Annotated in this window: 24 protein-coding genes and 1 pseudogene; 14 read left to right on the top strand and 11 right to left on the bottom strand. The window is 43.7% G+C overall.

Annotated elements, in window-relative coordinates:
* Positions 1 to 205: 205 nt before the first annotated feature.
* The 4 genes from ACE01R_RS13255 to ACE01R_RS13240 form a co-directional block, all read right to left on the bottom strand.
* Entirely contained in the window at positions 206 to 1,006 is an 801-nt protein-coding gene (locus tag ACE01R_RS13255) for a sulfite exporter TauE/SafE family protein (protein ID WP_395551713.1), read from the bottom strand.
* Between the two features lie 36 nt (positions 1,007 to 1,042).
* Complete coding sequence (locus ACE01R_RS13250; RefSeq protein ID WP_395551711.1) at positions 1,043 to 1,534, bottom strand: flavin reductase; 492 nt, start codon at positions 1,532 to 1,534, stop codon at positions 1,043 to 1,045.
* 185 nt (positions 1,535 to 1,719) lie between these two features.
* Positions 1,720 to 2,748, bottom strand: coding sequence for a methionine synthase (locus ACE01R_RS13245; protein WP_395551706.1), 1,029 nt, complete (start codon positions 2,746 to 2,748; stop codon positions 1,720 to 1,722).
* A 42-nt stretch (positions 2,749 to 2,790) separates the two neighbouring features.
* A complete protein-coding gene (locus ACE01R_RS13240) occupies positions 2,791 to 3,789 on the bottom strand; it encodes a putative oxygenase MesX (protein WP_395551698.1) in 999 nt (332 codons plus the stop codon).
* Positions 3,790 to 4,544: 755 nt separating this feature from the next.
* On the opposite strand from ACE01R_RS13240, the gene ACE01R_RS13235 reads away from it, so the two are divergent.
* Positions 4,545 to 4,730 (top strand): hypothetical protein, encoded by a 186-nt coding sequence (locus tag ACE01R_RS13235; protein ID WP_395551690.1) that lies wholly within the window; start codon positions 4,545 to 4,547, stop codon positions 4,728 to 4,730.
* A gap of 58 nt (positions 4,731 to 4,788) precedes the next feature.
* On the opposite strand, the gene ACE01R_RS13230 is transcribed toward ACE01R_RS13235, so the two are convergent.
* The 6 genes from ACE01R_RS13230 to ACE01R_RS13205 all read right to left on the bottom strand — a co-directional run bounded on the left by ACE01R_RS13230 (position 4,789) and on the right by ACE01R_RS13205 (position 12,693).
* On the bottom strand, positions 4,789 to 5,520 hold the full coding sequence (locus tag ACE01R_RS13230; RefSeq protein ID WP_395551687.1) for an ABC transporter ATP-binding protein: 732 nt from the start codon (positions 5,518 to 5,520) through the stop codon (positions 4,789 to 4,791).
* Positions 5,513 to 6,736, bottom strand: coding sequence for an ABC transporter permease (locus ACE01R_RS13225; protein ID WP_395551683.1), 1,224 nt, complete (start codon positions 6,734 to 6,736; stop codon positions 5,513 to 5,515). Before ACE01R_RS13225 ends, ACE01R_RS13230 begins: the two co-directional genes overlap by 8 nt.
* On the bottom strand, positions 6,733 to 7,959 hold the full coding sequence (locus ACE01R_RS13220) for an efflux RND transporter periplasmic adaptor subunit (protein WP_395551678.1): 1,227 nt from the start codon (positions 7,957 to 7,959) through the stop codon (positions 6,733 to 6,735). Before ACE01R_RS13220 ends, ACE01R_RS13225 begins: the two co-directional genes overlap by 4 nt.
* A 709-nt stretch (positions 7,960 to 8,668) precedes the next feature.
* Positions 8,669 to 9,997, bottom strand: coding sequence for a DcaP family trimeric outer membrane transporter (locus tag ACE01R_RS13215; RefSeq protein WP_395551674.1), 1,329 nt, complete (start codon positions 9,995 to 9,997; stop codon positions 8,669 to 8,671).
* A gap of 108 nt (positions 9,998 to 10,105) precedes the next feature.
* Positions 10,106 to 11,479 carry an aromatic acid/H+ symport family MFS transporter gene (locus ACE01R_RS13210; RefSeq protein ID WP_395551671.1) on the bottom strand — a complete coding sequence of 458 codons (1,374 nt, stop codon included), beginning with the start codon at positions 11,477 to 11,479 and terminating at the stop codon, positions 10,106 to 10,108.
* A 299-nt stretch (positions 11,480 to 11,778) separates the two neighbouring features.
* Entirely contained in the window at positions 11,779 to 12,693 is a 915-nt protein-coding gene (locus ACE01R_RS13205) for a LysR substrate-binding domain-containing protein (RefSeq protein ID WP_395551666.1), read from the bottom strand.
* A gap of 115 nt (positions 12,694 to 12,808) precedes the next feature.
* Between ACE01R_RS13205 and ACE01R_RS13200 the strand changes: the two genes are divergently transcribed.
* The 12 genes from ACE01R_RS13200 to pcaD all read left to right on the top strand — a co-directional run bounded on the left by ACE01R_RS13200 (position 12,809) and on the right by pcaD (position 24,042).
* Complete coding sequence (locus ACE01R_RS13200) at positions 12,809 to 13,918, top strand: muconate/chloromuconate family cycloisomerase (RefSeq protein WP_395551665.1); 1,110 nt, start codon at positions 12,809 to 12,811, stop codon at positions 13,916 to 13,918.
* 15 nt (positions 13,919 to 13,933) lie between these two features.
* Entirely contained in the window at positions 13,934 to 14,224 is a 291-nt protein-coding gene (catC, locus tag ACE01R_RS13195; protein ID WP_395551664.1) for a muconolactone Delta-isomerase, read from the top strand.
* 142 nt (positions 14,225 to 14,366) lie between these two features.
* A complete protein-coding gene (catA, locus tag ACE01R_RS13190; protein ID WP_395551663.1) occupies positions 14,367 to 15,287 on the top strand; it encodes a catechol 1,2-dioxygenase in 921 nt (306 codons plus the stop codon).
* 81 nt (positions 15,288 to 15,368) lie between these two features.
* Positions 15,369 to 16,754 carry a benzoate 1,2-dioxygenase large subunit gene (benA, locus tag ACE01R_RS13185; RefSeq protein WP_395551661.1) on the top strand — a complete coding sequence of 462 codons (1,386 nt, stop codon included), beginning with the start codon at positions 15,369 to 15,371 and terminating at the stop codon, positions 16,752 to 16,754.
* Entirely contained in the window at positions 16,751 to 17,242 is a 492-nt protein-coding gene (gene benB, locus ACE01R_RS13180) for a benzoate 1,2-dioxygenase small subunit (protein ID WP_395551660.1), read from the top strand. Before benA ends, benB begins: the two co-directional genes overlap by 4 nt.
* A gap of 87 nt (positions 17,243 to 17,329) precedes the next feature.
* Entirely contained in the window at positions 17,330 to 18,346 is a 1,017-nt protein-coding gene (gene benC, locus ACE01R_RS13175; RefSeq protein ID WP_395551659.1) for a benzoate 1,2-dioxygenase electron transfer component BenC, read from the top strand.
* A 17-nt stretch (positions 18,347 to 18,363) separates the two neighbouring features.
* A complete protein-coding gene (benD, locus tag ACE01R_RS13170) occupies positions 18,364 to 19,149 on the top strand; it encodes a benzoate diol dehydrogenase BenD (protein ID WP_395551658.1) in 786 nt (261 codons plus the stop codon).
* Positions 19,150 to 19,208: 59 nt separating this feature from the next.
* Positions 19,209 to 20,423, top strand: coding sequence for a benzoate/H(+) symporter BenE (benE, locus tag ACE01R_RS13165; protein ID WP_395551656.1), 1,215 nt, complete (start codon positions 19,209 to 19,211; stop codon positions 20,421 to 20,423).
* Positions 20,424 to 20,466: 43 nt separating this feature from the next.
* Positions 20,467 to 21,153, top strand: a complete 687-nt coding sequence (locus ACE01R_RS13160) for a 3-oxoacid CoA-transferase subunit A (RefSeq protein WP_395551655.1) — start codon at positions 20,467 to 20,469, stop codon at positions 21,151 to 21,153.
* A gap of 22 nt (positions 21,154 to 21,175) precedes the next feature.
* On the top strand, positions 21,176 to 21,832 hold the full coding sequence (locus ACE01R_RS13155) for a 3-oxoacid CoA-transferase subunit B (protein ID WP_395551654.1): 657 nt from the start codon (positions 21,176 to 21,178) through the stop codon (positions 21,830 to 21,832).
* Between the two features lie 134 nt (positions 21,833 to 21,966).
* Complete coding sequence (gene pcaF / locus ACE01R_RS13150; protein ID WP_395551653.1) at positions 21,967 to 23,169, top strand: 3-oxoadipyl-CoA thiolase; 1,203 nt, start codon at positions 21,967 to 21,969, stop codon at positions 23,167 to 23,169.
* 93 nt (positions 23,170 to 23,262) lie between these two features.
* On the top strand, positions 23,263 to 24,042 hold the full coding sequence (pcaD, locus tag ACE01R_RS13145; protein ID WP_395551647.1) for a 3-oxoadipate enol-lactonase: 780 nt from the start codon (positions 23,263 to 23,265) through the stop codon (positions 24,040 to 24,042).
* Between the two features lie 18 nt (positions 24,043 to 24,060).
* On the opposite strand, the pseudogene ACE01R_RS13140 reads toward pcaD, so the two are convergent.
* A pseudogene (locus tag ACE01R_RS13140) lies at positions 24,061 to 24,265 on the bottom strand (IS5/IS1182 family transposase); the annotation flags it as partial.
* A gap of 177 nt (positions 24,266 to 24,442) precedes the next feature.
* Here ACE01R_RS13140 and ACE01R_RS13135 point away from each other — a divergent pair.
* On the top strand, positions 24,443 to 25,042 hold the full coding sequence (locus tag ACE01R_RS13135; RefSeq protein WP_395551636.1) for a hypothetical protein: 600 nt from the start codon (positions 24,443 to 24,445) through the stop codon (positions 25,040 to 25,042).
* Positions 25,043 to 25,137: the final 95 nt, after the last annotated feature.

The raw sequence follows: 25,137 nt of genomic DNA, 5'->3' as shown, positions 1-25,137 counted from the left end.
TATTTATTCGATATATAATGGTTGAACTTGATCTACAAAATTTGAGTGTTACATCTGCCCATTTCTTAAATGCTCTAGAGAAATGGGACAGATCGGCATCCTAAACGAATGTACAATTTCCTCAATAGCAGTGTATTTCGCTGTTTCAATAGGTACTCTACTTTCACTCACTTTACGTCAGTAAGAGAAACTCACTAAATTTAACTCAAAGTAATCCCTTAAGAAGGAAAAAACTTCCTACGCAAATAAGTAATGCAGCAAAGCATTTTTTAAGGACGCTCGGTGATAATGCATGCGCGGCTTTAGCACCAAACTTGGCTGTAAAGAAACTCATGATGCTAATGCCTAAAAAAGCATAAAGATGTACAAAACCAATGGTATTCGGCACATTCACTTGCGCTTTCATCCCAAAAAACATAAAGCCTAAAGCACCAGCAATGGCAATCGGTAAACCGCAGGCAGCGGATGTGCCGACTGCTTTTTGCATCACTACGCCATAATGATTGAGATAAGGCACTGTTAAGCTGCCACCACCAATACCAAACATGGCAGAAGCGATACCAATCCCTGCACCTGCTCCAACTTGGGTAGGTGTTGATGGTAATGATTTATTGGTATCAACAGCCTTTTTTGCCCCCATAAACATGTTATAGGCAACCCAAATCAAAAATAAGCCAACGATGAGCTGAAGATGAATCCCAGAGAGCCATCCTGCAATCCCTGCCCCGAAAAAGCATCCAATAGCCATTCCAGGTGCCAGATTTTTAAACACTGGCCACATGACTCCATCCTTTTTATGGTGAGCCATTAAGGAACTTATAGAAGTTACAACAATAGTCGCCAATGAGGTGCCCAAAGCCAAATGCATGACCACTGCAGGGTCATAGCCCATTTGAGTAAAGACGATATATAACAACGGGACAATGATGGTGCCACCGCCCACGCCAAACAGCCCGGCAGCGAATCCTGCAAATGCACCGATGACTAAAAAAATAATGAGTTCCACAAGATACTGACTTAAAAATATGAGTAAAAGAGGAAGTTAGGCAGTTTCTACATACCCTACTTGATGATAAGCACGGTTAAAGTAGACCAAAGCTTGATCTTCTTGATTTTTTTGGATTGCGACAATTGGACAAATAAAAATGGTATGTGTTCCCACTTCCTGGATTTGTTCAATCTCACAATCAAAGCTCACCAAGGCATCTTCTAAAACAGGTGCTCCAGTTTCAAGCTCAGTCCAATTGCCTAAGGCAAAGCGTTCATCTGAACTGAGTTTCGATGCAAAGGCATTAGAAAGCTGTTCATGCTGAGTGCCGAGAACATTCACCGTTAAAATTTTATTTTCCACAAAATTCGCATGTGAACGTGATGCTTTATTCATACACACCAACAAGGTTGGCGGTGTATCGGTCACGCTGCACACGGCAGATGCGGTGAAGCCATGACGACCTGATGCGCCCATTGTGGTGACAACATTCACTGCACTTGTTAATGAAGACATTGCATTTTTAAAGTCGATTGCTTCAACCATGATGAGGTTCCAAAATTTAAACGGTGTTTCTTAAAAAAAGCGCTATGCAGCAAGATCTTGCTTGCCCCATATCATCTGAATGGATATTAAATATGCCTGATATTTCAATCTTGTGGATGCCCCATGTTCAGAACCTGTGATTCATACACATGGAAGCACCCTAAAATATCACATTGCTTTGAAGATTAGCCTGCAAGCTCTTGGCGAATAATTTCCGCACCCGCACTTAGAGCATTCAACTTGCCACGTGCTACTTCACGCGATAAAGGTGCCATACCGCAGTTGGTTGATGGATACAATTTATCAGCATCTACAAACTGAAGTGCTTTACGTAGGGTATTGGCTACTTCTTCAGGTGTTTCGATGGTATTGGTGGCAACATCAATGGCACCGACCATCACTTTTTTACCACGAATCAGTTCAATCAGATCCATTGGCACACGTGAGTTTTGACATTCGAGTGATACGATATCAATCTTCGATTGCTGCAGTTTCGGGAAAGCTTCTTCGTATTGACGCCATTCTGAACCAAGTGTCTTTTTCCAGTCGGTATTGGCTTTAATACCGTAACCATAACAAATGTGTACAGCAGTTTCACATTTCAAACCTTCAAGTGCTCTTTCTAGGGTCGCCACCCCCCAATCATTTACTTCATCAAAGAATACGTTAAATGCCGGTTCATCAAATTGAATGATATCTACCCCAGCAGCCTCTAACTCACGCGCTTCTTGGTTCAAAATTTTGGCAAATTCCCAAGCCAGTTTTTCACGGCTTTTATAGTGACCATCATACAGGGTATCAATCATGGTCATTGGACCTGGTAGCGCCCACTTAATCGGCTGATCTGTGAGAGAGCGTAAAAACTTGGCATCTTCAACAAAAACTGGCTTTTGACGGCTCACGGCGCCAACAACACTAGGAACATTCGCATCATAGCGGTTGCGGATTCGCACCGTTTCACGTTTTTCAAAATCCACACCATCAAGATGTTCAATAAAAGTGGTCACAAAATGCTGACGGGTTTGTTCGCCATCGCTAACAATATCAATGCCCGCTTGTTGTTGTTCATGTAATGACAAACGTAGTGCATCTCGTTTGCCATCCACAAGTTCTTGATCTTGCAATTTCCAAGGTGACCAAAGCTTTTCAGGTTCTGCCAGCCAAGATGGTTTCGGTAAGCTGCCCGCTGTTGATGTTGGGAGTAAAATCGCCATGTCTAATCTTCTATCTCTAAATTCGTTAATCTGTTGTGTAAATCAAGCAGCGTGTTTTTGGTTCGCATTTTCGACTGTGAAGTTGGCAGCCCATTGCTCAAGGACTTCTTTGTATGGCTTGATAAAGTTTTCTTCAGTCCATTTGCCTTGTTTAACCGCTAACTGACCACGTTCAACACGGTCATACACGATTTGAGTTAATGAATAATCCTGATAGTTCAAGCTTGGTTTATAAATTAAACCTGCAACTGAATTGGTGTTGTAAATTTCAGGACGATACACTTTTTGGAAGCTTTCCATAGTGCTGATAGCGCTGATCAGCTCAAAATCTGTATAGTCACTCAATAGGTTATTTGCAGAATAGAATGCCAATGGCGCAGTCGCATTTTCAGGTTTGAAATAGCGAACACTTAAGCCCATTTTTGCAAAATAGTCGTCTGTACGTGAATATTCATCGTTTTTGTATTCGACACCCAGTACAGGATGGACATTCGCAGTACGGAAATACGTTTTAGACGTTGAAACGCTGAGGCAGATCACAGGCTGTTTGCTGAACTCAGCTTTAAACACGTCTGAATTCACTAAATGCTGATACAGCTTACCGTGTAAGTCACCAAAATCTTCTGGCTTCTCATTCACTTTACAGCCTAATGCTGGCAGTACAACGCTAAAGTCATAATCACGTACATAAGAAGAAAAGCTGTTGCCGATCATGCCTTCAATACGTTCATTGGTTTTGTGGTCTGTAATGGTGCTTTTCAGCATTTCAATAAATGGGAAAGTTTGACCGTTGCCCTCAACATCAAGTTCTGCAGAGATAATGTCAATTTCAATTGAATAACGGTCAGCATTCGGATTGTCACAGGTTGCCAAGGTGTTAAAACGGTTATTAATCATCGCTAAGGTTCGACGTAAATTTTCTTCGCGATGTTCGCCGCGCGCTAAGTTAGCAAAGTTTGTAGTCAGACGTGTGCTGTCTGCCGGTTGATAGTTTTCATCAAAACGAATGCGTTTAATTGAACATGCAAATTGTTGACTCATGGGAGTTGCCACCTAATTTTTAAAATTAAATTTCTGTATGCAGCAATTTATACGTCAAACTTAAGATGAATAAAAATGATTTAGTCTCATTAAAAAGTGAGAGAAATTCATGTTTATAGTTTTTATCATATTAACAAGGGATGCAAAGTAGAAAAGCTGGCTACCCAATTTTTGATAAGATAAATTCATTCAATTAGTATGAGATGATTGAGAATAAAGGTTTGGATTCTATTTTACATCATATGTAAATTTTATAAAAAACAATAGTTAATTAAATTTTTATCAAAAAATAGCTAAAATATTTACTCAGAAAAGTAATTTTTAAGGGCATAAATCGAATGCGGTATTTGACTTGAAAATTTCTCTCCATGAGATTTTTATTCTGTTATTTACGCAGGAGCAGCCGTCACTTTAGAATGCATCTAAAAACCACCTATAATGAATTTAACTCATCTCAAGCTTAGAAAATATCAACATATTCACCTATTCCTAATAGTATCTAAATAGCTTGATCTAAGGTTTAGATTTAAACTCTATGGGGTATGTCGAATAAACTTAGATATTAAAAAACTTGCTCTCGCAAAAGGTTATGAAGAAGATCCAACACCTACATTTAACACGAGCCACAATTTACAGAATCAAGCAGGTTATAAATACAACAGTGTAATCACGGTCCTGCAATACAATAACAAGAATATTCAGGCAGAGGCTCAACTAAAAGCCTGGGCTATCAACATTTAAAAAGGTAAATTCTTATGATTAATCCAGATAAAGAAACAGATGAAGAAGTAAATGAAGAATTTCCAGAAGCGGAATTAGACCCGCAAGAAAAGCAGGATCGTGAAATTCAGCGTGGTCAGTTAGGCGTAGACAAAGACCCACAGATAAAACGGGACCAAATCCGTCAGGAGCATCAGGATGAAGAGGATCAGAATCTATAGTCCTCGATGAGTTGATTCATCTGAGTAACAAATGAAAGCTTACTCTTCTTGTAGATAGCTATTTGTCAGATACTTTCTCTATCACCTGCGCTCTAGAATCACTTTGAATACGGCCATCCACCAGATTGATGGTGCGGTCACAGGTCGCGGACAAACGTGGATCGTGCGTCACCAGCAGTACAGCACAATCCCGTTCGCGATGCACTTTACGAAAGAGTTCAAACATTTCTGCAGCAGTGTGGGTATCCAGATTACCTGTAGGCTCATCAGCCAACAATAATGCTGGTTCAGTAATCAGTGCTCGGGCAATCGCCACCCGTTGTTGCTGCCCCCCCGAAAGTTCATTCGGTTTACGGTCAGCAAACTGTTCCAGACTTACTGCAGCAAGCAGTCCACGCGCGCGCTCGAGTGCCTGTTTATTCGGCTTGCCCTGAGTCAGCATCAAAGGCATCAGTACATTGTTTAAGGCAGTAAAGGCCTGAATAAGGTGGTGGAACTGAAACACAAAACCGATACTGTTGCCGCGTAGTGCAGTACGTCCGGTATCATCCATGTCACTGGTCGGCTGACCCAGCAAATACAGCTCGCCACTGCTGGGTTTGTCCAGCAAACCTAAAATATTCAATAAGGTACTTTTGCCGGAACCGGATGGACCGATCAGTGCAGCAAAGTCATTGCGTTCAATACGCAAATCAATTCCATGCAACACTTCAACTTCATTGGGCTGGCCAATATTATAGGATTTGCGTAGTGCTTCTAGACGCAGTACTTCCCGAGACTGATCAGACATGACGAATCGCCTCCACAGGGTCCAATGCTGCTGCCCGACGCGATGGTATCGCAGCAGCCAGTACACCGGTCAGCGTAGCTAATAACAAGGCCAGTATCACCAGATTGATTGAAAGAGGAATATAAAACAAACCGGGGCCAAAGGTATTGAATATCCATACCAACCCATAACTGACCACACTGCCTAAAATCGAACCCAGCAGGCCAAATATTGCCCCCTGAAACAAGAAAATTCGTAAAATTTGCAATTGGGTCGCTCCAGTCGCGCGCAAAATACCAATTTCCCGGGTGCGCTGCACCACACTGACCGACATCACACTGGCAATCCCAAATGCCACCGAAATAGCCACAAAAATAATAATCATATTGGTCGACAGGCTTTGTGCTGTAATCGCATTCATCAGCTGGGCATTGGTTTTAATCCAGCTTTCCGCTTTCAATGAAGTTAAACGTCCTATCTGTGCAGCAATATTATCTGCCTCGAAAATATCTGCGATGGTCAGGTCAATCACCGTGACACCGCCAGGTAAACTGAGTAGCGATTGTGCCTGTTTCAGGTCCAAATAGACATAGCGTGCATCGAGTTCGCGTACCCCAAGTTCGAAGATACCGGCAACATTGACCAATGCACTGTTCTCCTGACCCGTATCCAGTCGTAACTTGCTTCCTACCTGGACACCCAGATCTTTGGCTAACTGGCTGCCAATCATTACATCATCAGCCCCCACGCGCAACTGGCCACTCAGCATATATTCTTTCAGAGGAATGATCTGTTGATAACGTTCCAGATCAATACCCACCAACGCTACCGATGCGATTGCATCACCACGTTGTACAAAGGCAGGCCCGGATACCACGGGAGATACAGCGGTCAATACGGGTAATTGATCCAGAGTTTCGGTAATCTGCTGCCAATTGTTGATTGAACGCAGTCGCTGAGCCCGTTTATCTTCCTGTACTAATTGCACAGTCCCTGCGGGAGGCGGCACAATCTGGTTCACTTCATCCGGTGACAGCAAACGGATATGCGCCTGAGTACCCAAAGTCCGGTCGACAATATTCGACTGCAAGCCTTGAATTAAAGCGCTAATAAAAATAATGACAGCCACACCTACTGCGACACCCACAGTAATCATGATGGACTGTGCACGACCTTCACGCAAAAAACTGATTGCGATTGTCCATTCTGTCCAGAGCCGCCCGAAAAAGTTTTTCAATCGAATTTCACCGGTAATTCATTTTTGCTATCTGTATCATCAACCTGATGATTCAATGGTGTCTTTTGCGGTTTTAAGCGTACCCGTGCTCCATCTGTTAAGGATGATTCGGCATCTGCCAGTACCTGATCGCCGTCACTTAAACCAGACACCACTTCCGACATGGCCAGACCACGTAAGCCTAGGGTAACTGGCTGACGCTGTATTTTTCCGTCACGTACCAATAGCACGACAGCCTTATGGCCTTTTATACTGCTTAAAGCATCATTCGGAATAGCCAATGCCCGCTCTCGTCTGTTTGTTTCGACATTCACCGACACCGTCATATCTTGACGCAGAAAATCAGGTACTGGATCAACGGCTAATCGAACCTCTACCGTACCACGCTGCGGGTCAATGCTTGGTGCAATAAAATTGATCCGGGCTGGAAAAGCTCGATCTGGATAGGCATCCGAAATGACGGTCGCATTTTGCTGTAAAGCAAGTTGCGGTAAATTCCGCTCATCCAGAGGTACCCGAATCTCTGTATCTCCCTTCAATGCGATGGTAAATAATGTACGTCCAGGCTGGATCAGATCACCCGGTTCCACATCAAGTGTAAGTACTGTACCCGCGACTGCAGAGCGAATTTTAGTCTTGGCCAGTTGAGCCTGAGCCACAGCAAGTTGCTCACGAAGTTTGGTTTCCTCTACTTGACCCGGTGCCAGTGCTGCTGTTTTTAAACGTGCTGTTTCAAAACTGTTGCGGGCCACCCTTTCCGCTTCAACTGCTTTTTCTATTTCTTCTGCTGACAGTACGCCGGCTTCTAAATTACGTCTGCGTGCTGCTTCCCGACTGGCCTGCTCAAGCTGCGCTTTGGCCGTGGCCAGTTCTGCCACTGCCTGTGGACGCCTGCTGGACGCCAATTCGGTCAGTGCGAGTTCAGCCTGTCGTACTTGTGCAAGCAGTTCATCCGATTTCAGGACCAATAGCAAATCGCCCGGGGCAACCTGATCACCTTCCTGCACAAGCCGCTCAAGAACTACCCCGGTAATTTCACTACCAACCTGGGCACGTGATACTGTCGCTACTCGCCCGGTCGCTACCACATTCTGCACTAGAGGACTGTATGTCAAGGTATAGCCTGGCAATTGGGGGCCCTGCCACCACCGAAACAGAGCATAAGCTACTGCAAGTATGAGCAATATGATAATAATCACAAATTTATGGCGAACAACGCGCAATGAATCTCTCCAGTTCAGCTTAAGAGCTTGATACATCTAACAGCAAGTACTGTCGCTCTGTAAAATTGTATGCTTCAATTTGTTATGAACGATCAGAATTTTTTGAAAAGCCTGATGAACCTAAACCATGACACTATGGTGGTGGTCGGCCAGTTGTAAATTGGCTATTATTCGAATGAGTAATATAAAGATAAACGAAAAATAACTCCGCTTACAGCTTCATTCGCACTCTTGAATACTTTTAAATTCATAAAATAATTTATCATAAGCCGAATAGCCCCCAAAATTCTAGCCAGACATAACCATCTTTTGGACTGCAACCACTCTACTAGACAAATTTTGTCTATTCTTTTTGTACAGGAGAAAACTTCATAAAGAAGAGCGAGATATCCAAAAGTGAAAACACTGTTATCACGTGGCCTTACAAGCCTGCCAGAGTAAAATATCCGTTTAGCCTTGAATATAAGTCAGCAATTTAAGATGAAGAAGATATGTCGAGTTTAAAAGATTGCTCGTGCTGGCTATTACGCCAGGCTGCATGAGCCCGAACCGGACAGAACTATGACAGATGAAGCAGTCAGGACAATTGATTCGGTTTACTGATTTTGCTTATGGTACCCGTGATGGCATTTATACTTGTTAATGGGAAATTAGACATAAAAAAAGCCTGACTATAGGTGATATAGTCAGGCTTGTGATTTACGGGCAGTTAGAAATTATAGATTGCAACCGCATTTAAACGATTGTCTTCACCTGTTTTACTGCCATTTGGTGCTGCACCAAACGCTTCACGTTCGCCATAGACATATTCAAGGCCAAAACTTAAAGGCTTGGTTGGGCTATAGAAAATATTTGCCCATGCCTGCCAAAGTTCTTTGTTGGCTTTGGTTTTATCCGCAAGAGCATCAATATAGTTTTGGTCTTCATCAAAACTCATATAGCCATAGCCTAGCGTGCCATGCACTTTGTCACCGAATTTTTGCGTGATTCCTAGCATGATCGAGTCAAATTCACTTTGAACCAGACTACCATCCGTCTGAGCAATTACACCGCTATTGGTAAATGATACAAAGCTGCTATCGCCTTTCACATGGTAGTAATCGGCTTTTAGGGTTGTACCTGGCACCACATCATACTTGGCACCCACACCTACACCCCATGCCATTTCTTCTTCAGAATTGACACGCTTTTCATGGCCCATGGCACGTGCGCTGACGTTCAAGCTATCGGTAAATTGATGGTTTAAACGCGCAGTTAATGCAGGCAAGCGCTGGCTGATTGAACTATCTTTAGGGTCTTCAGCTGCAACGACTAAATTGGTTTGTGGATTAAATTTAGTGGTATAACGAACTTGCGGTGTACGTTTTACAGCACCACCGACAAATGCTAAAGCATCAATCGTTTCTGGCATATAATCTGGAATGGCAAAGTTTGACCATGTTTGACCCATTAACCAGTTGCCATAATTTAAGTAGGCATGACGAATACGTAAGTTATCGAGGTTAGCTCCACCCAAGAAATCTACTTCGATTTTACCTTTTACGTCTTGGTCACCCACAGGGCTTTTGAAATCTAAACCTAAACGTGTTGCAGAAAGCGTTGATCTTAAACGATCACTTTGTTCTATATTGCCTTCAAGCGGTACGCTGTTAATTTGATTATACGGCATATCTTTAGCACCGCCTTCTGCCTGATAAGAGGCATCTAAACGCACATTACCATATAAATTAAACTCGGCACCTTTGGCAGTTTTCAGTACAGGTGTTGCCGTAGCCACAGGCGCTGGGCGTTGAACCGCAGCAATAGCAGTTGCAGTCTGTGCATTTTGTACTTTTTGCTGCTCAACCAAACTGCGTAAAGCCTGAACTTCCTGTCTAAGTTGTTCAATTTCATTTTGCTGTTGGGTTTGTGCTTGAGCTGCAACACTCATACCGCCCATGCTTAATGCAATCATGCTCATCATGAGCGTACGCTGCATTGTTGGTCGAACCATTTTAAATTGTAAATCAGTTGTTTGGGTTAATGTTTTCGCGTTCATCCTAAACTCGCTTGTTGTTGTGCAATCAAATTCTAGCAACAGATCACCATCGCTTACGATGGCGATCTATATCATTGTTGATAGTAAATTAATGGAAAGGTAAAGAAATTATTGGGTTGCTTTTTGTGCTGCTGGATTGTTGTTCGCACCAGACTCTGTAAGCGCTTTCGCATCTACAGAAGCTTTTAAGTTCACCATGAGGATTGCTAACGCTGCAATTACACCTGGAATCGCAATAGCAAAGAAGTTCATTTGGTGAGGTAAATTCATGGTTAACAATGCACCTGTCAATACCGGTCCAACGATTGCACCGATACGACCGATACCTGACGCCCAGCCCATACCTGTAGAACGTACAGTTGATGGGTAGTACTGTGCTACGAAGGTATATAACAAGATTTGTGAACCAATCGTTGCTGCACCTGCTACTGCAATTAAGGTATACAACACGATTTGTGGGCTGTTGAAACCAAGTAAAATCAACGCTGCCGCACCGCATACAAACATAATCGTGAGTACTTTTTTGATATGGAAACGGTCAGCCAATGCACCACCACCAATCGCGCCAATCATGCCGCCAATGTTCAAGGCAAACAGGAAGATCATACTTGCACCAAGTGAGTAACCTGCTTGGATCATGAGTTTTGGTAACCAGCTGCCTAATGCGTACACCATCAATAAGCACATGAAGAATGCAATCCAGAACATGAAAGTACTGAAACTGCGGCCTTGCTGGAATAATGCTTTGAGTGGAGCTTCGTCGCCTTTTAACACGTCATTAAGGACAAATTTCGTATCCTGCTGAATGTTCAGTTGAGGCGCAATTTTCTGGATAATGCCATGCGATTTTACGGTCTGATTTTTCGCGGTTAAATACATCAACGATTCAGGCAGGAACATCCAGATAACCGGCAAAAGTAATAATGGAGTACCGGCAAGAAGGAACATGATTTTCCAGCCAAACTGCGGTACCAACCATGCACCCAATAATGCAGAGGACATTCCACCAATTGCATAACCACTAAACATCAGGGCAACGAGCGTGCTGCGGATACGTTTTGGTGCATATTCGGTCATGAGGGCGACCACGTTTGGCATTACACCGCCAATTCCCAAACCGGCCAGGAAGCGCAGAATACCGAACTCCGTAGGGTCGCTGGCAAAAGCACCTAAAAAGGTAAAGCCACTGAAAAGTGTTACACAGATCATAATGGTTTTTTTACGGCCAATTTTATCGGACAGGGTTCCGAAACTCATGGCACCAAACATCATGCCAAATAATGCAGTACTGGCCAGTAAACCCGCCTGTACGGTATTGAGTGCCCACTCCTGCATTAACAAGGGTAGCGCCACTCCATAGATCACCAAATCATAACCGTCAAAGATAATGATCATGAGGCACCAAAATAAGACGCCCCAATGAAATCGGGTAAATTTTGCTTCATCAATCAGCGTATTTATATTTACTTTATTTGTAGACATCTCCACCTCCTTACTGTGAAGTTCTGTTTGTGTGATCACAATGCAGAAGATGCGAAAAAATGTCCAAAACCGATTGCATATATATTCATACCTTAAAAGTTGAGTGTTCATTTCTTGAAATGGGTGGAATACTTTAAAGATATCTGCAAAAAATAGAGTTCAGCCTGGCTGATTTTTTAGTCCTTATTTAAAAAAAAATGCAGACCATCACCCCAATTAGGATGAGTCTGCATAATGGAATGCTGCTGAAAATTTTCAGTTAATTCAGCCAGGAATTTGCAATAAATGCCGGTCGATATTCAGATTAAGCTGCGGTCATAAGCAATGGCTTCCAGGTCATAGACCTGATAAATACAGTCAAACAGCGAACGGATATGTTCACTTTCATCCATGCTGCGGATGGCCAGAAAGATGGGACTAACCGCGGCATCATCCAGCAAGGGAATATAATGCAGATGTGGTAACTGAATGGTTTTGGCACTTTCCGGAACAATACAGATACCTTCTCCAGCAGCCACCAGACCCAAAGCCAGCTGGATCTCACGCACTTCCTTCAAGCTTTTCGGATCGAGGCTATATTCTGAAAACAGCGATCTGACCTGGGTAGAAAAATTCGGTTTGGGATGGCTGGGATACAGAAACAGGTTTTCATCAACAATATCTGTCAGGAATACTCCCTTTTGCTTTTGCACGAGCGGATGGCTGGAATGCATGGCCACCATCAGCGGCTCTTCACGCAACAGGATGCGCCGGACCGCCGGATCGGAAATTCTTAGACGACCAAAACCGACATCTATGCGGCCTTCTTTCAAAGCCTGAATCTGCTCTTTGGTGCTCATCTCAATCAGTTCAATTTTTAAATGCGGCTGCTGCTGGCGAAACAGATAGACAATTTTGGGCAATAAACCATAGAGCAAGGAACCGACAAAACCCATAGTGACTGTCTTTTCAGCCATACCTACACGTTGAGTCATGGCTTTAATTTCTTCGGCATTAGACAAAAGTTTAACCGCATGCTGATAGAAGAACTGACCGGCCTCCGTAGTCAATAATGGCCGGCTACCACGCTCAAAAAGTAGTATACCTAGTTCAGCCTCAAGGTTCTGTATCTGGCGGCTTAAAGGTGGTTGAGCAATAAACAGTTTTTCTGCCGCCTTGGTGAAACTCTGCTCTTCTACAACTGCTACAAAATAGCGTAAATGTCTCAGTTCCATAATCATTCATACCTTTAAAGCATATTAAAATGCAAATTTGATCTTAGACAGCCAATAACTATTCTTTTAAGGTATACCACAAGACAAGCATAAAGCAAGATCGAGAATTTTAAAGATGTACAAATCCATAGAAACGTTGCTGGTTGAAATCCCAACTATCCGTCCACACAAGATGGCGGTGGCAACGATGCAAACTCAAACTCTAGTACTGGTCAAAATCACCACAGAAGATGGTGTGATTGGTTGGGGTGAAGCCACCACAATTGGCGGCTTGGGCTATGGGGAAGAAAGTCCTGAAAGTATTAAAACCAATATTGAAACCTATTTTGCACCGTTATTAAAAAGCCTTGCCGGTCTAAATATTGCTCAAACCTTTGCCGCAATTAAACGCAACATCAATGGCAACCGCTTTGCCAAATGTGCGATTCAGACTGCACTCCTGGATATTCAAGCCAAGCGTTTGGGCCTCCCCCTCAGTGAACTGCTTGGTGGCCGTTTACGTGACAGTGTACCAGTACTTTGGGTATTGGCGTCAGGTAATACTGAAAAAGACATTGCTGAAGCACAGAAAATGATTGAGGCAAAACGTCACAACATTTTCAAACTGAAAATTGGCTCACGTGCAGTCGAAGCCGATGTTGAACATGTATTAGCGATTAAACAGGCGCTTGGAAAAGATGTTTCCATTCGTGTCGATGTCAACCGTGCCTGGTCAGAGTTAGAAGCCATTAAGGGTATTCAGCTGTTGCAAGATGGTGGTGTGGATCTGATCGAACAGCCTTGTGCGATTGACAACATTGATGCCATGCAGCGTCTGACCCGTAGATTTGATATTGCGATTATGGCTGATGAATCTTTGATGGGTCCTGGTACCGCTTATAAGCTGGCTAAAACCAATGCAGCGTCTGTCTTTGCAGTAAAAGTGGCTCAGTCTGGCGGTTTACTGGAAGGCTGTGATGTTGCCACTGTGGCTAATCTTGCCGGTATCGATTTGTATGGCGGCACCATGCTGGAAGGCCCAGTAGGCACGATTGCCTCTGCACATACCTTCTCGACTTTTGCCAATTTAGCTTATGGAACCGAACTGTTTGGACCACTGCTACTGACCGAAGAAATTCTAAAAACACCACTGCAATACCAAAACTTTGAGCTTGCTGTTCCAAAAACAGCTGGCCTCGGTATTGAGCTGGATGAAGACAAAATTGACAACTTGCGTCGAAAGTAATTAAAGGAGTTTCCCATGCTTTTCCAAGTACGAATGGATGTAAATATTCCACTGGATATGCCAGCGGAAAAAGCCAACGAAATTAAGGCCGTTGAAAAAGCCTATTCACAAGATTTACAGCGTCAAGGCAAATGGCGTCATATCTGGCGCATTACTGGCCAGTACTCAAACATCAGTATTTTTGATGTTGAGAGTAATGAAGAACTGCACAACATTTTACAGGGTCTTCCGCTCTACCCTTACATGAATATTGAAGTGATGGCTTTAAACCGTCATCCCTCTTCTGTTCGTGAAAATGATAGCTGATAAATAAATTGGGAAGGGAATAAAGTTTATTCCCCTTCTGTAAAGCAACACCAAATGGTAATTCAACATGGACTGTGGCAGCCAGTGCTCTCAAACACTGAGAGACTAGCCACCCAAAAGCATACTTCCAAGGAGTAACAAAATGGATCGTCAAACCATTGAAAATGTAGTTAAAGCTTGTAACGTGGACACCTCAGAAGGTCCAGTAAATGCACGTGTACAACAGGTGCTGGTGCGTTTGGTTACAGATTTGTTCCAAGCGATTGAAGATCTAGATTTAAGCCAGTCTGAAGTTTGGAAAGGTATTGAAACCATTATTGATATCGCAAAAGCTGACGAATTTGCATTGATGGGTTCTGCAGTAGGTCTTGAACACTTCCTTGACTTGCGTGCTGATGAAGCTGACGCGAAAGCAGGTTTAACGGGTGGTACGCCACGTACTATTGAAGGTCCTTTATATGTTGCTGGCGCACCTGAATCAACAGGTTTTGCTCGCATGGATGATGGCTCTGAAGAAGGCAAAATCCCGACGCTTATCATCGACGGTACAGTAACTGATACTGACGGCAACATCATTCCGGGTGCTAAAGTTGAAGTATGGCATGCAAACAGCCACGGCAACTATTCATTCTTTGATAAGTCACAAAGCCACTTCAACCTGCGTCGTTCAATCTTTACAGACGAAAAAGGTCAATACACTGCGCTTACTACTATGCCTGTAGGTTATGGCTTAAACCCTGAAGGTCCACTTCAAGGCGTATTAAACCAGATCTCTCGTCATGGTCAACGCCCTGCTCACGTGCACTATTTCATCTCTGCACCGGGCTTCCGTAAATTAACTACTCAGTTCAACATTGAAGGCGACAAATACCTTTGGGATGACTTCGCATTCGGTACACGTGAAGGTTTGGTTGCAGAAGCTGTTGATGTTACTGATGAAGCTGAAATCGCACGTCGTGGCTTGAAAGGTCCTTTCAAACACATTCAATTCAACGTCGTTCTTCAACACGATAAAGAAGGTGCACCTTCTACTGAAGTTGAACGTCGCCGCGCAAGCGCTTAATAAGCTCATGATAAGGAACCGAGATGTCAATTTAATGACATCTCGGTGACTTCCCCAAATTTGGAAAGTCGGAGAACGGACATGCCACGTATTCCTGTAATTAACACTAGCCATCTCGATCGCATCGATGAATTACTTGTTGAAAACTATGAAACAGGTGAATTCAAGCTTCATCGTTCAGTATTCACAGATCAAGCCTTATTCGATTTAGAGATGAAATATATCTTTGAAGGCAATTGGGTTTACCTGGCACATGAAAGCCAAATTCCGAATAATAACGATTTCTATACCACTTATATTGGCCGTCAACCAATCATCATTGCACGTAACCGTGCAGGTGAATTGAATGCCATGATTAATGCCTGTTCACACCGTGGCGCACAATTGTGTCGCAACAAGAAAGGCAATAAAGCGACTTATACTTGCCCATTCCACGGTTGGACATTTAACAACTCGGGTAAATTGTTAAAAGTTAAAGATCCTTCTGATGCAGGCTATTCAGACTGCTTTAACAAAGATGGTTCTCACGATCTTAAGAAAGTGGCACGTTTTGAAAGCTATAAAGGTTTCTTGTTTGGTAGCTTAAACCCAGATGTTCCATCGCTAGAAGAATACCTTGGTGAAGCGACTAAAATCATGGACATGATTGTAGGTCAGTCTGATCAAGGTCTTGAAGTTTTACGTGGTGCTTCTACCTACACTTATGAAGGTAACTGGAAGTTAACTGCTGAAAACGGTGCCGATGGTTACCATGTGTCTGCAGTACACTGGAACTATGCTGCAACGACTCAGCAACGTAAAGAAAAAGAAGCCGGTGACAACATTCGTGCCATGAGTGCCGGTTCTTGGGGTAAACAAGGCGGTGGTTCTTACGGTTTCGACAATGGTCACATGTTACTTTGGACCCAATGGGCGAACCCTGAAGACCGTCCAAACTTCCCTAAAGCAGAGGAATATACCGAGAAATTCGGTGCTGCAATGGCGAAATGGATGATCGAGCGTTCTCGTAACCTGTGTATTTATCCAAACGTATATTTCATGGATCAGTTCGGTTCACAAATTCGTGTCCTTCGCCCGTTATCTCCAAGCAAAACTGAAGTGACCATTTACTGTATCGCCCCTGTTGGTGAAGACAAAGAAGCGCGTTCACGCCGTATTCGTCAGTATGAAGACTTCTTTAATGCTTCAGGTATGGCAACTCCAGATGATTTGGAAGAATTCCGTGCATGTCAAGCTGGATATGCGGGTATTGCGCTTGAATGGAATGATATGAGCCGTGGTGCAAAACACTGGATTCAAGGTCCAGATGAAGCAGCCAATGAAATTGGTTTAAAACCAAAACTTTCAGGAATTAAAACTGAAGACGAAGGTTTGTATCTTGCACAGCATGAACACTGGTTACATCTAATGAAAGAAGCGATTACTTCTGAAAAAGAACTTGCTGCAACTGAAGGAGAAAACGCATGAGCGCGATTACTTTAGAAAATATTGCTCAATTCCTCTACAAAGAAGCTCGTTTTCTGGATGATGAGCAATGGGATGACTGGTTACAGTGCTATGCCCCATCAGCAGAATTCTGGATGCCGTCTTGGGATGATGATGACAAACTGACTACAGATCCTCAGTCTGAAATCTCTTTGATTTATTACCCTGACCGTCAAGGTTTAGAAGACCGCGTGTTCCGTATCAAGACTGAACGTTCTTCTGCAACCATGCCGGATACCCGTACCAGTCACAACATTTGCAATATTGAAATTGTTGAACAAAACGGTGATCAAGTGACTGTGCGTTTTAACTGGAATACTTTGAGTTTCCGTTATAAAACCAATTACAGCTACTTCGGTATGTCACGTTATGTGATTGATTGCTCAAGCGAGCAGTTCAAAATCTTGAACAAATACGTGGTTCTCAAAAATGATTATATCAATCAAGTGATTGATATTTATCACCTCTAAGACTGTATTTACAGCAAGGTAAACCCTTCAGCCAGGGAAATTTGGCTGAAGGGCTAAGTTTCAAAGATTTATATAGGATATTCAGCCATGTCAAACCACAATGTTGCACTTCAATTTGAAGATGGCGTTACACGTTTTATTTCTGTTGCTCAAGGCGAGACTCTGTCTGATGCAGCTTACCGTCAAAAGATCAATATTCCTTTGGACTGCCGTGACGGTGCATGTGGAACGTGCCGTGCATTTTGTGAATCAGGTACTTATGACATGCCTGAAGAAACTTATATTGAAGATGCATTAACTCCTGAAGAAGCAGCTGAAGGCTACATCCTAGCTTGTCAGTGTAAACCGACTTCAGACGCAGTATTCCAAATTCAAGCTTCATCAGAAGTCTGCAAAACTGAAATTCATGAATTCCAGGGTACGCTGGCTCGTGTAGAAAACCTGTCTGACTCTACCATTACATTTGATATCCAGTTAGACGAAGGTCAACCAGACATTCACTTCCTGGCAGGTCAATATGTCAATGTCGGTATTCCAGGTACGACAGAAACCCGTTCTTATTCATTCAGCTCTAAACCGAGCAACCGTTTAACCAGCTTTGTGGTACGTAACGTACCAAACGGCAAAATGAGTGAATTCTTAAGTGCCAATGCCAAAGCTGGTGACAAAATGACCTTTACCGGTCCATTTGGCAGCTTCTATTTGCGCCCGGTTAACCGTCCTGTGTTGATGCTGGCTGGCGGTACAGGAATTGCACCATTTATGTCGATGCTCCAAGTTCTGGAAGAAAAAGGTTCAGAACATCCAGTGCGCCTGGTGTTTGGTGTAACCAATGACTTTGACTTGGTAGCCATTGAAAAACTGAACGAACTGCAAGAAAAATTCCCGTGGTTCGAATACCGTACAGTAGTGGCTAACCCTGAATCTGCGCATGAACGTAAAGGCTATGTGACCGGTCATATCGAAAACGAATGGCTAAATGGTGGTGATGTTGATATCTACCTGTGTGGCCCTGTAATGATGGTAGAAGCCGTGCGTGGATGGCTAGAAGCAGAAGGCGTAAAACCTGCAAGCTTCCTGTTTGAAAAATTCTCTGCAAACTAATAGAGGGAATTTATTCAATGTCCAATCGTCAAAGATTTGAAAATAAAGTCGTGATCGTGACCGGTGCCGCACAGGGCATCGGGCGCGGTGTCGCGCTGCAAGTGGCGAGTGAAGGCGCTCAAGTGGTGATGGCTGACCTTTCCCCTTATGTGGAAGAGGTTCTGGCTGAAATTGAAGCGACTGGCGGTGATGCTATTACCGTTAAAGCCAATCTGGAAACTTTTGCCGGTGCCCAGTCAGTAGTTGCAAAAGCGCTAGAAACCTACGGCCGTGTGGATGCCCTGATCAACAACGTCGGTGGCGCGATCTGGATGAAACCTTTCGAGGAATTTTCTGAAGAGGAAATTATCAAGGAAGTGAATCGTTCACTGTTCCCGACGCTGTGGTGCTGTCGTGCAGTTCTTCCGGAAATGATTAAAAATCAGAAAGGTACCATTGTAAACGTATCTTCTATTGCGACACGCGGCATTAACCGTGTGCCATATTCAGCATCCAAAGGTGGCGTGAACGGTTTAACCGCTTCCCTCGCCTTTGAACATGCCAAAGACGGCATCCGTGTCAACGCAGTCGCTACCGGTGGTACCGAAGCACCGCCACGTAAAGTACCGCGTAATGCCAATCCACTGACTGAATCTGAAAAAGAATGGATGCAGCAAGTGGTTGATCAGACGATTGACCGTACTTTCCTAGGACGCTATGGCACGATTCAGGAGCAGGTCAATGCGATTGTATTCCTTGCTTCCGATGAATCATCTTATATGACAGGTACGGTGGTACCGGTTGGCGGTGGAGATCAGGGCTAGGTCCTGATCATCACGATTTTTGACAGGCTCATGGTTAGACGCAAGGAGGCACATCACCAATGAATACCCTGTTTCAGACATTAAAAAATGATTGGTCAATTTCAGCGACTGTTGCAGGATTTTTAGCAGTGTTGATTTCCTATTCAGGACCACTGATCATTTTTTTCCAGGCGGCACAGCAAGCCCAGGTTTCCCCAGACATGATGATTTCATGGATTTGGGGAATTTCTATTGGTGCTGCGCTTGCAGGTATCTTTTTATCAATTAAGTACAAAATACCTGTAGTCACCGCTTGGTCTGCGCCCGGAACTGCTCTACTGGTCACGCTGTTTCCCGATATTTCACTGAATGAAGCGGTTGCTGCCTATATCACCTCTGCTGTGGTGATTTTTTTCATTGGCATCAGCGGTTATTTCGACAAGTTGCTGTCCTGGATTCCCCAGGAAGTGGCTGCCGGGATGATGGCGGGAATTTTATTGCAGTTTGGTTTAGGGCTGTTCACGGCTACCGATACCATGCCCTATATTGTATTTGGAATGTTGGCGGTATTTTTGCTGGCCAAGCGTTTCAGTCCACGCTATGCCATGGTCTGGGTGCTGGTCGCAGGTGTGTTTTTAAGCATGCTGCTGGGCAAGATTAATCCGGTCACGGCAGATTTCAGTCTGGCCATTCCGCAATTTATTGCACCAGAATGGACCTGGAGTTCAACCCTGAATCTGGCCCTTCCCCTTATTCTGGTCAGTCTCTCTGGCCAGTTTTTACCGGGAATGGCAATCGTCAAAATCAGTGGTTATGACATGCCAGCCAAGCCGATTATCAGTGCGACCAGTATTGCCTCGCTTGCAGTGGCCTGTGTGGGCGGTATTACCATCGTATTGGCATCTATCACAGCTGCTTTGTGTCTGGGTAAAGATGCCCATGAGCTGAAAGAAAAGCGTTATATCGCCGGTGTCGCCAATGGGCTTTTTTACATTTTAGGCGGCTTATTTGCTGGCAGCATTGTCATGCTGTTCAGCCTGATGCCCAAAGAATTGATTGCCGCTTTGGCTGGACTGGCATTGCTTGGCGCAATTGCCACCAATATCACTGTTGCCATGGGCAAGGAATCACAACGTGATGCAGCACTTATCACCTTTTTAGCGACTGCTTCCGGCATGCATTTCTTGGGGCTGAGTTCAGTCTTTTGGGGGATTTGCATTGGCCTGGTAGCGCATTTTCTGCTGTCACAGAAAAACCGTAACGCAGTTCCCGTCATAGCATCAGATTCAAAATGAGTTTAAAGACATCCATCAGTTTAGGATATGTAAGGACCAGATTATGATAGATAAAAGTTCATTATCATTGAAAGAAGCACTCTCCCAGATCAAGGACGGTTCAACCATCATGATCGGTGGTTTCGGTACAGCGGGTCAGCCTGCTGAACTGATTGATGGTCTGATTGAATTGGGCATCAAAGATTTAATTATTGTCAACAATAATGCCGGTAATGGCGACTACGGTCTGGCGAAACTGCTTAAAGCCGGTGCCGTTCGTAAAATCATCTGTTCTTTCCCGCGCCAATCTGACTCTTGGGTATTTGACGAACTCTACCGTGCCGGAAAGATCGAACTGGAACTGGTGCCACAAGGTAACCTGGCTTGTCGTATTCAGGCGGCTGGTATGGGCTTAGGTCCCATCTACACCCCAACCGGTTTTGGTACCTTGCTGGCTGAAGGCAAACCGACCATGAACTATGAAGGCAAAGATTACGTGCTGGAAAATCCGATCAAGGCGGATTTTGCCTTGATCAAGGCACATCAGGGCGACCGCTGGGGCAACCTAGTTTACCGCAAATCTGCGCGTAACTTTGGCCCGATCATGGCGATGGCGGCAGATATCACGATTGCACAAGTATCAGAAGTGGTTGAGCTGGGTGCACTGGATCCTGAGCACATCATCACCCCGGGTATTTTTGTTCAGCACCTTGTTGCGGTTGGCGCAAAACAACCTGAACAATCTGCATAACTGTCACGTGAAGGAGAACATCATGAGCTATAGCAAATTAACACGTGATCAAATCGCTGAACGTGTAGCACAAGACATCCCAGATGGCGCCTATGTCAACCTAGGCATTGGCTTACCGACTAAAATTTCTAACTATCTGCCTTCAGACAAAGATGTGTTCTTACACTCTGAAAATGGCTTATTGGCTTTTGGCCCGCCTCCTTCTGCCGGTGAAGAAGATCCTGAACTGATCAACGCCGGTAAGGAATTCGTGACCCTGCTTAAAGGCGGTGCCTTCTTTCATCACGGGGATTCCTTCGCGATGATGCGTGGCGGTCACCTGGATATCGCGGTACTGGGTGCTTTCCAGGTGGCTGAGAATGGTGACCTGGCCAACTGGCATACCGGTGCACCAGATGCCATCCCTGCGGTGGGCGGTGCGATGGACCTGGCTGTTGGCGCGAAGAAAGTTTTTATCACCACAGACCATGTAACTAAAAAAGGCGAGCCAAAGATTGTGGCTGAACTGTCTTATCCAGCCACTGGCCTGAAATGTGTGGATCGTATCTATACCGACCTCTGCGTGATTGATGTCACGCCTGAAGGAATGAAAGTGCTTGAGAAAGTTGAAGGTCTGTCATTTGAAGAATTACAGTCAATGACCGGTGCCAAACTGATTGATGCGACTCAATCAAATTAAGGGGAAGTCCCTTCTTTATTAAAGGAGGGATTTAGGGAGGATTTGAGGAATAAAACTACTTCATTAAATCCCTCCCGACCTCCCTTTAAAAAAGGGAGGAGTTTTCTTCTTTTAAATATGTGAGCAAATATACAATGAAAAACGCATATATCATCGATGCCATCCGTACCCCATTTGGCCGTTATGCAGGTGGTCTTGCCCCTGTCCGTGCTGATGACCTCGGTGCACTGCCAATCAAAGCCTTGATGGAACGCAATCCATCGGTGAACTGGGAACAAGTTGATGACGTGATTTATGGCTGTGCTAACCAGGCTGGTGAAGATAACCGTAACGTCGGTCGTATGTCTTCACTGCTTGCAGGCTTGCCTTATCAGGTGCCAGCAACGACCGTGAACCGTCTGTGTGGTTCATCTCTAGATGCTGTAGCCATTGCTGCACGTGCGATTAAAGCAGGTGAAGCAAATCTGATTATTGCCGGTGGTGTGGAATCCATGTCTCGTGCACCTTTTGTGATGGGTAAATCTGAATCTGCTTATGGCCGCAGCCAGAAGATTGAAGACACCACCATGGGCTGGCGTTTTATCAACCCGAAACTGAAAGAAATGTACGGCGTGGAAACCATGCCGCAAACTGCTGAAAATCTGGCGGAACAGTTCAACATTAACCGTGCCGATCAAGATTTGTTTGCTTTAACCAGCCAGCAACGTACCGCTGCTGCACAAGCCAAAGGTTTCTTTGCCAAAGAAATCGTTCCTGTGGTGATCCCGCAGCGTAAAGGCGATCCAGTCGTTGTCGATACTGATGAACATCCACGTGCAACAACACCAGAAGCTTTAGCCAAACTCAAACCTGTAGTTAAAGCAGATGGTACGGTAACGGCGGGTAATGCTTCGGGTATTAACGATGGTGCAGCAGCTCTTTTAATTGCTTCGGATGAAGCAGTTGCTCAATATGGTCTGAAACCACGTGCCAAAATTATTGGGGCGACAGTTGTGGGTGTTGAACCGCGTATTATGGGCTTTGGTCCTGCACCTGCTATCAAGAAATTATTGGCACAAACCGGTTTGACCATTGAACAGATGGACGTGATCGAGCTGAATGAGGCTTTTGCTGCTCAAGCACTGGCATGTACACGTGACTTAGGCATTGAAGACGGTTCAGAGAAAGTCAATCCAAACGGTGGTGCAATTGCATTAGGCCATCCACTGGGTGCTTCGGGTGCGCGTCTGGTGACAACCGCACTCAACCAGCTTGAACAAACCGGCGGTAAATACGCTCTTTGTTCAATGTGTATTGGTGTCGGTCAAGGTATTGCTTTGATTATTGAACGTGTCTAACAGACTATTAAAAATATAAACCTCCTCCCTGAATGTAGATTCAAAGTACTGCTTTGAATCAAATGCAAGAAAGGGAGGTCGGGAGGGATTTTAATGCCAACTTTTACATCTAACGATGCCCAGATTAATTATCAAACCTTTGGTGATGCATCTAAGCCAGCCTTGATTTTTTCTAATTCACTCGGCACCAACTATGGGATGTGGCAAAAACAATTTAATCACTTCAAACAGGATTATTTTGTGATTTGTTATGACACTCGCGGTCATGGTGCATCTTCTGCCCCACAAGGTCCTTATACTTTGCAGCAACTTGGGCAAGATGTAGTTAATCTGCTTGATCATTTAAATATTAATAAAGCCTCTTTCTGTGGTATTTCAATGGGTGGTTTGACCGGTCAATGGCTTGCTATTCATTATCCACAACGCTTTAATCACGTGATTGTCTGCAACACCGCAGCCAAAATTGGTCAGGAACAGGCCTGGAATGAGCGTGCCGCATTGGTACGTGAACAAGGCCTACAACCAATCGCTTCTACCGCAGCATCACGCTGGTTTACTGAACCCTTTATCCAAAGCAACCCAACAGTAGTTGAAAATCTTCAAAACGACTTGGAAGCTGGCAGCAGCGAAGGTTATGCAAGCTGTTGTGAAGCTTTGGCTAAAGCGGATTTACGCGAACAGATTAAAACAATTTCTGTGCCGGTACTGATTATTGCGGGTCAGCAAGACCCGGTGACTACAGTTGCAGATGGTCAATCAATGCAAGACAGCATTGCTCATAGCCAGCTGTTTGAAATCAATGCCTCGCATATTTCCAACGTGGAACAACCTGAAGAATTTAATCGCCTCCTGCAATCATTTTTATCTGAATGATTAGGATTAGTTAACATTTCATAATGGCAGCCAAATAAAGATACAAGCTAAAGTAATGAAGCTTTCATTGTTCTGCTTTAGCTTGTCATCACGTAATGTAATTGCTCTAAAATGTTTAAGTTATGCAAATGTATTTCCACTCAATATCTTATTTTATTCAATGCCCGTCCATAGGATTATTATTTGAGTAAGTATTCGATTTCTTTATAATATTGGCTTTAGTTTAAGTTTTCTTGCAGGACTTTGCCCTGAGCTCTTAATAATAATTGAACAATCTGTTTGGATGATTTATTCAAATCACTAAAGATTTTACAGCATATCTTTTTATGTTTTCTTGAAATCGTCTACACACAACCTCATCTTAAATATTAAGGCTTTATATTTTAAAGTGAGTACAATCATGACTCCTGAACAACGCTTGCAAGCCGTATTAGCCCAATCAAAACAACATGATGATGAAAAATCTCTGCGTTCAAAGCTGGAAAATAATTTGATCGTAATTAGCCATGAACTCAAAGAACTGGCAGATAGACTTGAAGAACATGTAACCGATCTGATATTCATCGAAATGGATAAATTTTTAGAACCGCAAGGCTGGAATTCAGAATTTATTAATGCCAAAAATAAAAGATACAGCCTAAATGATAAAAATATTTATATCAGCGCACTAAAACCTGCCATTGGAAAATTTCTCTTTGTGATCAAGCATGATCTATTTGACAGTACGGAACATCATATTGAAGCATGTTTTAAAGATAGTACGACTTTAAGCCATTTCAAAACCGCAATGCAAGGTGGTGATATTAAAAATGATATACCAATCAAAGCACTTGAAGAGTGGTTAAAGGGCTTACAGTCAACCCTGCAAAAGTTAAAAATAGAAACTGAAAAGCTTCAAGCTGATGGTTTGACTTATGAAGTCATTAAGGTGGGCCAAATTCACCATAAAAGACTCCCTAACTTTATTGAAGCATTTTTATCCGTGTTGGAAAATAGATAAATGATTTTGAAGATGTTTCTGACCCGAGTTAAACATAAGATAAATAAAAATCAGTGGATACACTAAAATGTCAAAGGGATCATTCAGGATGTAAA

Origin of the sequence: Acinetobacter sp. BSP-28, assembly GCF_044130285.1 — a bacterium.
In the GTDB taxonomy this organism is placed as follows: domain Bacteria; phylum Pseudomonadota; class Gammaproteobacteria; order Pseudomonadales; family Moraxellaceae; genus Acinetobacter.
The sequence above is the reverse complement of the archived record's forward strand: the minus strand, read 5'-3'. Positions and strand labels throughout refer to the sequence as shown.

What these genes read in the sequence shown, in the direction of transcription:
- ACE01R_RS13250 (WP_395551711.1), bottom strand. Translation starts at nt 1,534, where the DNA reads ATGGTTGAAGCAATCGACTTTAAAAATGCAATGTCTTCATTAACAAGT.
- ACE01R_RS13245 (WP_395551706.1), bottom strand. Translation starts at nt 2,748, where the DNA reads ATGGCGATTTTACTCCCAACATCAACAGCGGGCAGCTTACCGAAACCA.
- ACE01R_RS13240 (WP_395551698.1), bottom strand. Translation starts at nt 3,789, where the DNA reads ATGAGTCAACAATTTGCATGTTCAATTAAACGCATTCGTTTTGATGAA.
- ACE01R_RS13235 (WP_395551690.1), top strand. Translation starts at nt 4,545, where the DNA reads ATGATTAATCCAGATAAAGAAACAGATGAAGAAGTAAATGAAGAATTT.
- ACE01R_RS13230 (WP_395551687.1), bottom strand. Translation starts at nt 5,520, where the DNA reads ATGTCTGATCAGTCTCGGGAAGTACTGCGTCTAGAAGCACTACGCAAA.
- ACE01R_RS13215 (WP_395551674.1), bottom strand. Translation starts at nt 9,997, where the DNA reads ATGAACGCGAAAACATTAACCCAAACAACTGATTTACAATTTAAAATG.
- ACE01R_RS13210 (WP_395551671.1), bottom strand. Translation starts at nt 11,479, where the DNA reads ATGTCTACAAATAAAGTAAATATAAATACGCTGATTGATGAAGCAAAA.
- ACE01R_RS13205 (WP_395551666.1), bottom strand. Translation starts at nt 12,693, where the DNA reads ATGGAACTGAGACATTTACGCTATTTTGTAGCAGTTGTAGAAGAGCAG.
- ACE01R_RS13200 (WP_395551665.1), top strand. Translation starts at nt 12,809, where the DNA reads ATGTACAAATCCATAGAAACGTTGCTGGTTGAAATCCCAACTATCCGT.
- catC (WP_395551664.1), top strand. Translation starts at nt 13,934, where the DNA reads ATGCTTTTCCAAGTACGAATGGATGTAAATATTCCACTGGATATGCCA.
- catA (WP_395551663.1), top strand. Translation starts at nt 14,367, where the DNA reads ATGGATCGTCAAACCATTGAAAATGTAGTTAAAGCTTGTAACGTGGAC.
- benA (WP_395551661.1), top strand. Translation starts at nt 15,369, where the DNA reads ATGCCACGTATTCCTGTAATTAACACTAGCCATCTCGATCGCATCGAT.
- benB (WP_395551660.1), top strand. Translation starts at nt 16,751, where the DNA reads ATGAGCGCGATTACTTTAGAAAATATTGCTCAATTCCTCTACAAAGAA.
- benC (WP_395551659.1), top strand. Translation starts at nt 17,330, where the DNA reads ATGTCAAACCACAATGTTGCACTTCAATTTGAAGATGGCGTTACACGT.
- benD (WP_395551658.1), top strand. Translation starts at nt 18,364, where the DNA reads ATGTCCAATCGTCAAAGATTTGAAAATAAAGTCGTGATCGTGACCGGT.
- benE (WP_395551656.1), top strand. Translation starts at nt 19,209, where the DNA reads ATGAATACCCTGTTTCAGACATTAAAAAATGATTGGTCAATTTCAGCG.
- ACE01R_RS13160 (WP_395551655.1), top strand. Translation starts at nt 20,467, where the DNA reads ATGATAGATAAAAGTTCATTATCATTGAAAGAAGCACTCTCCCAGATC.
- ACE01R_RS13155 (WP_395551654.1), top strand. Translation starts at nt 21,176, where the DNA reads ATGAGCTATAGCAAATTAACACGTGATCAAATCGCTGAACGTGTAGCA.
- pcaF (WP_395551653.1), top strand. Translation starts at nt 21,967, where the DNA reads ATGAAAAACGCATATATCATCGATGCCATCCGTACCCCATTTGGCCGT.
- pcaD (WP_395551647.1), top strand. Translation starts at nt 23,263, where the DNA reads ATGCCAACTTTTACATCTAACGATGCCCAGATTAATTATCAAACCTTT.
- ACE01R_RS13135 (WP_395551636.1), top strand. Translation starts at nt 24,443, where the DNA reads ATGACTCCTGAACAACGCTTGCAAGCCGTATTAGCCCAATCAAAACAA.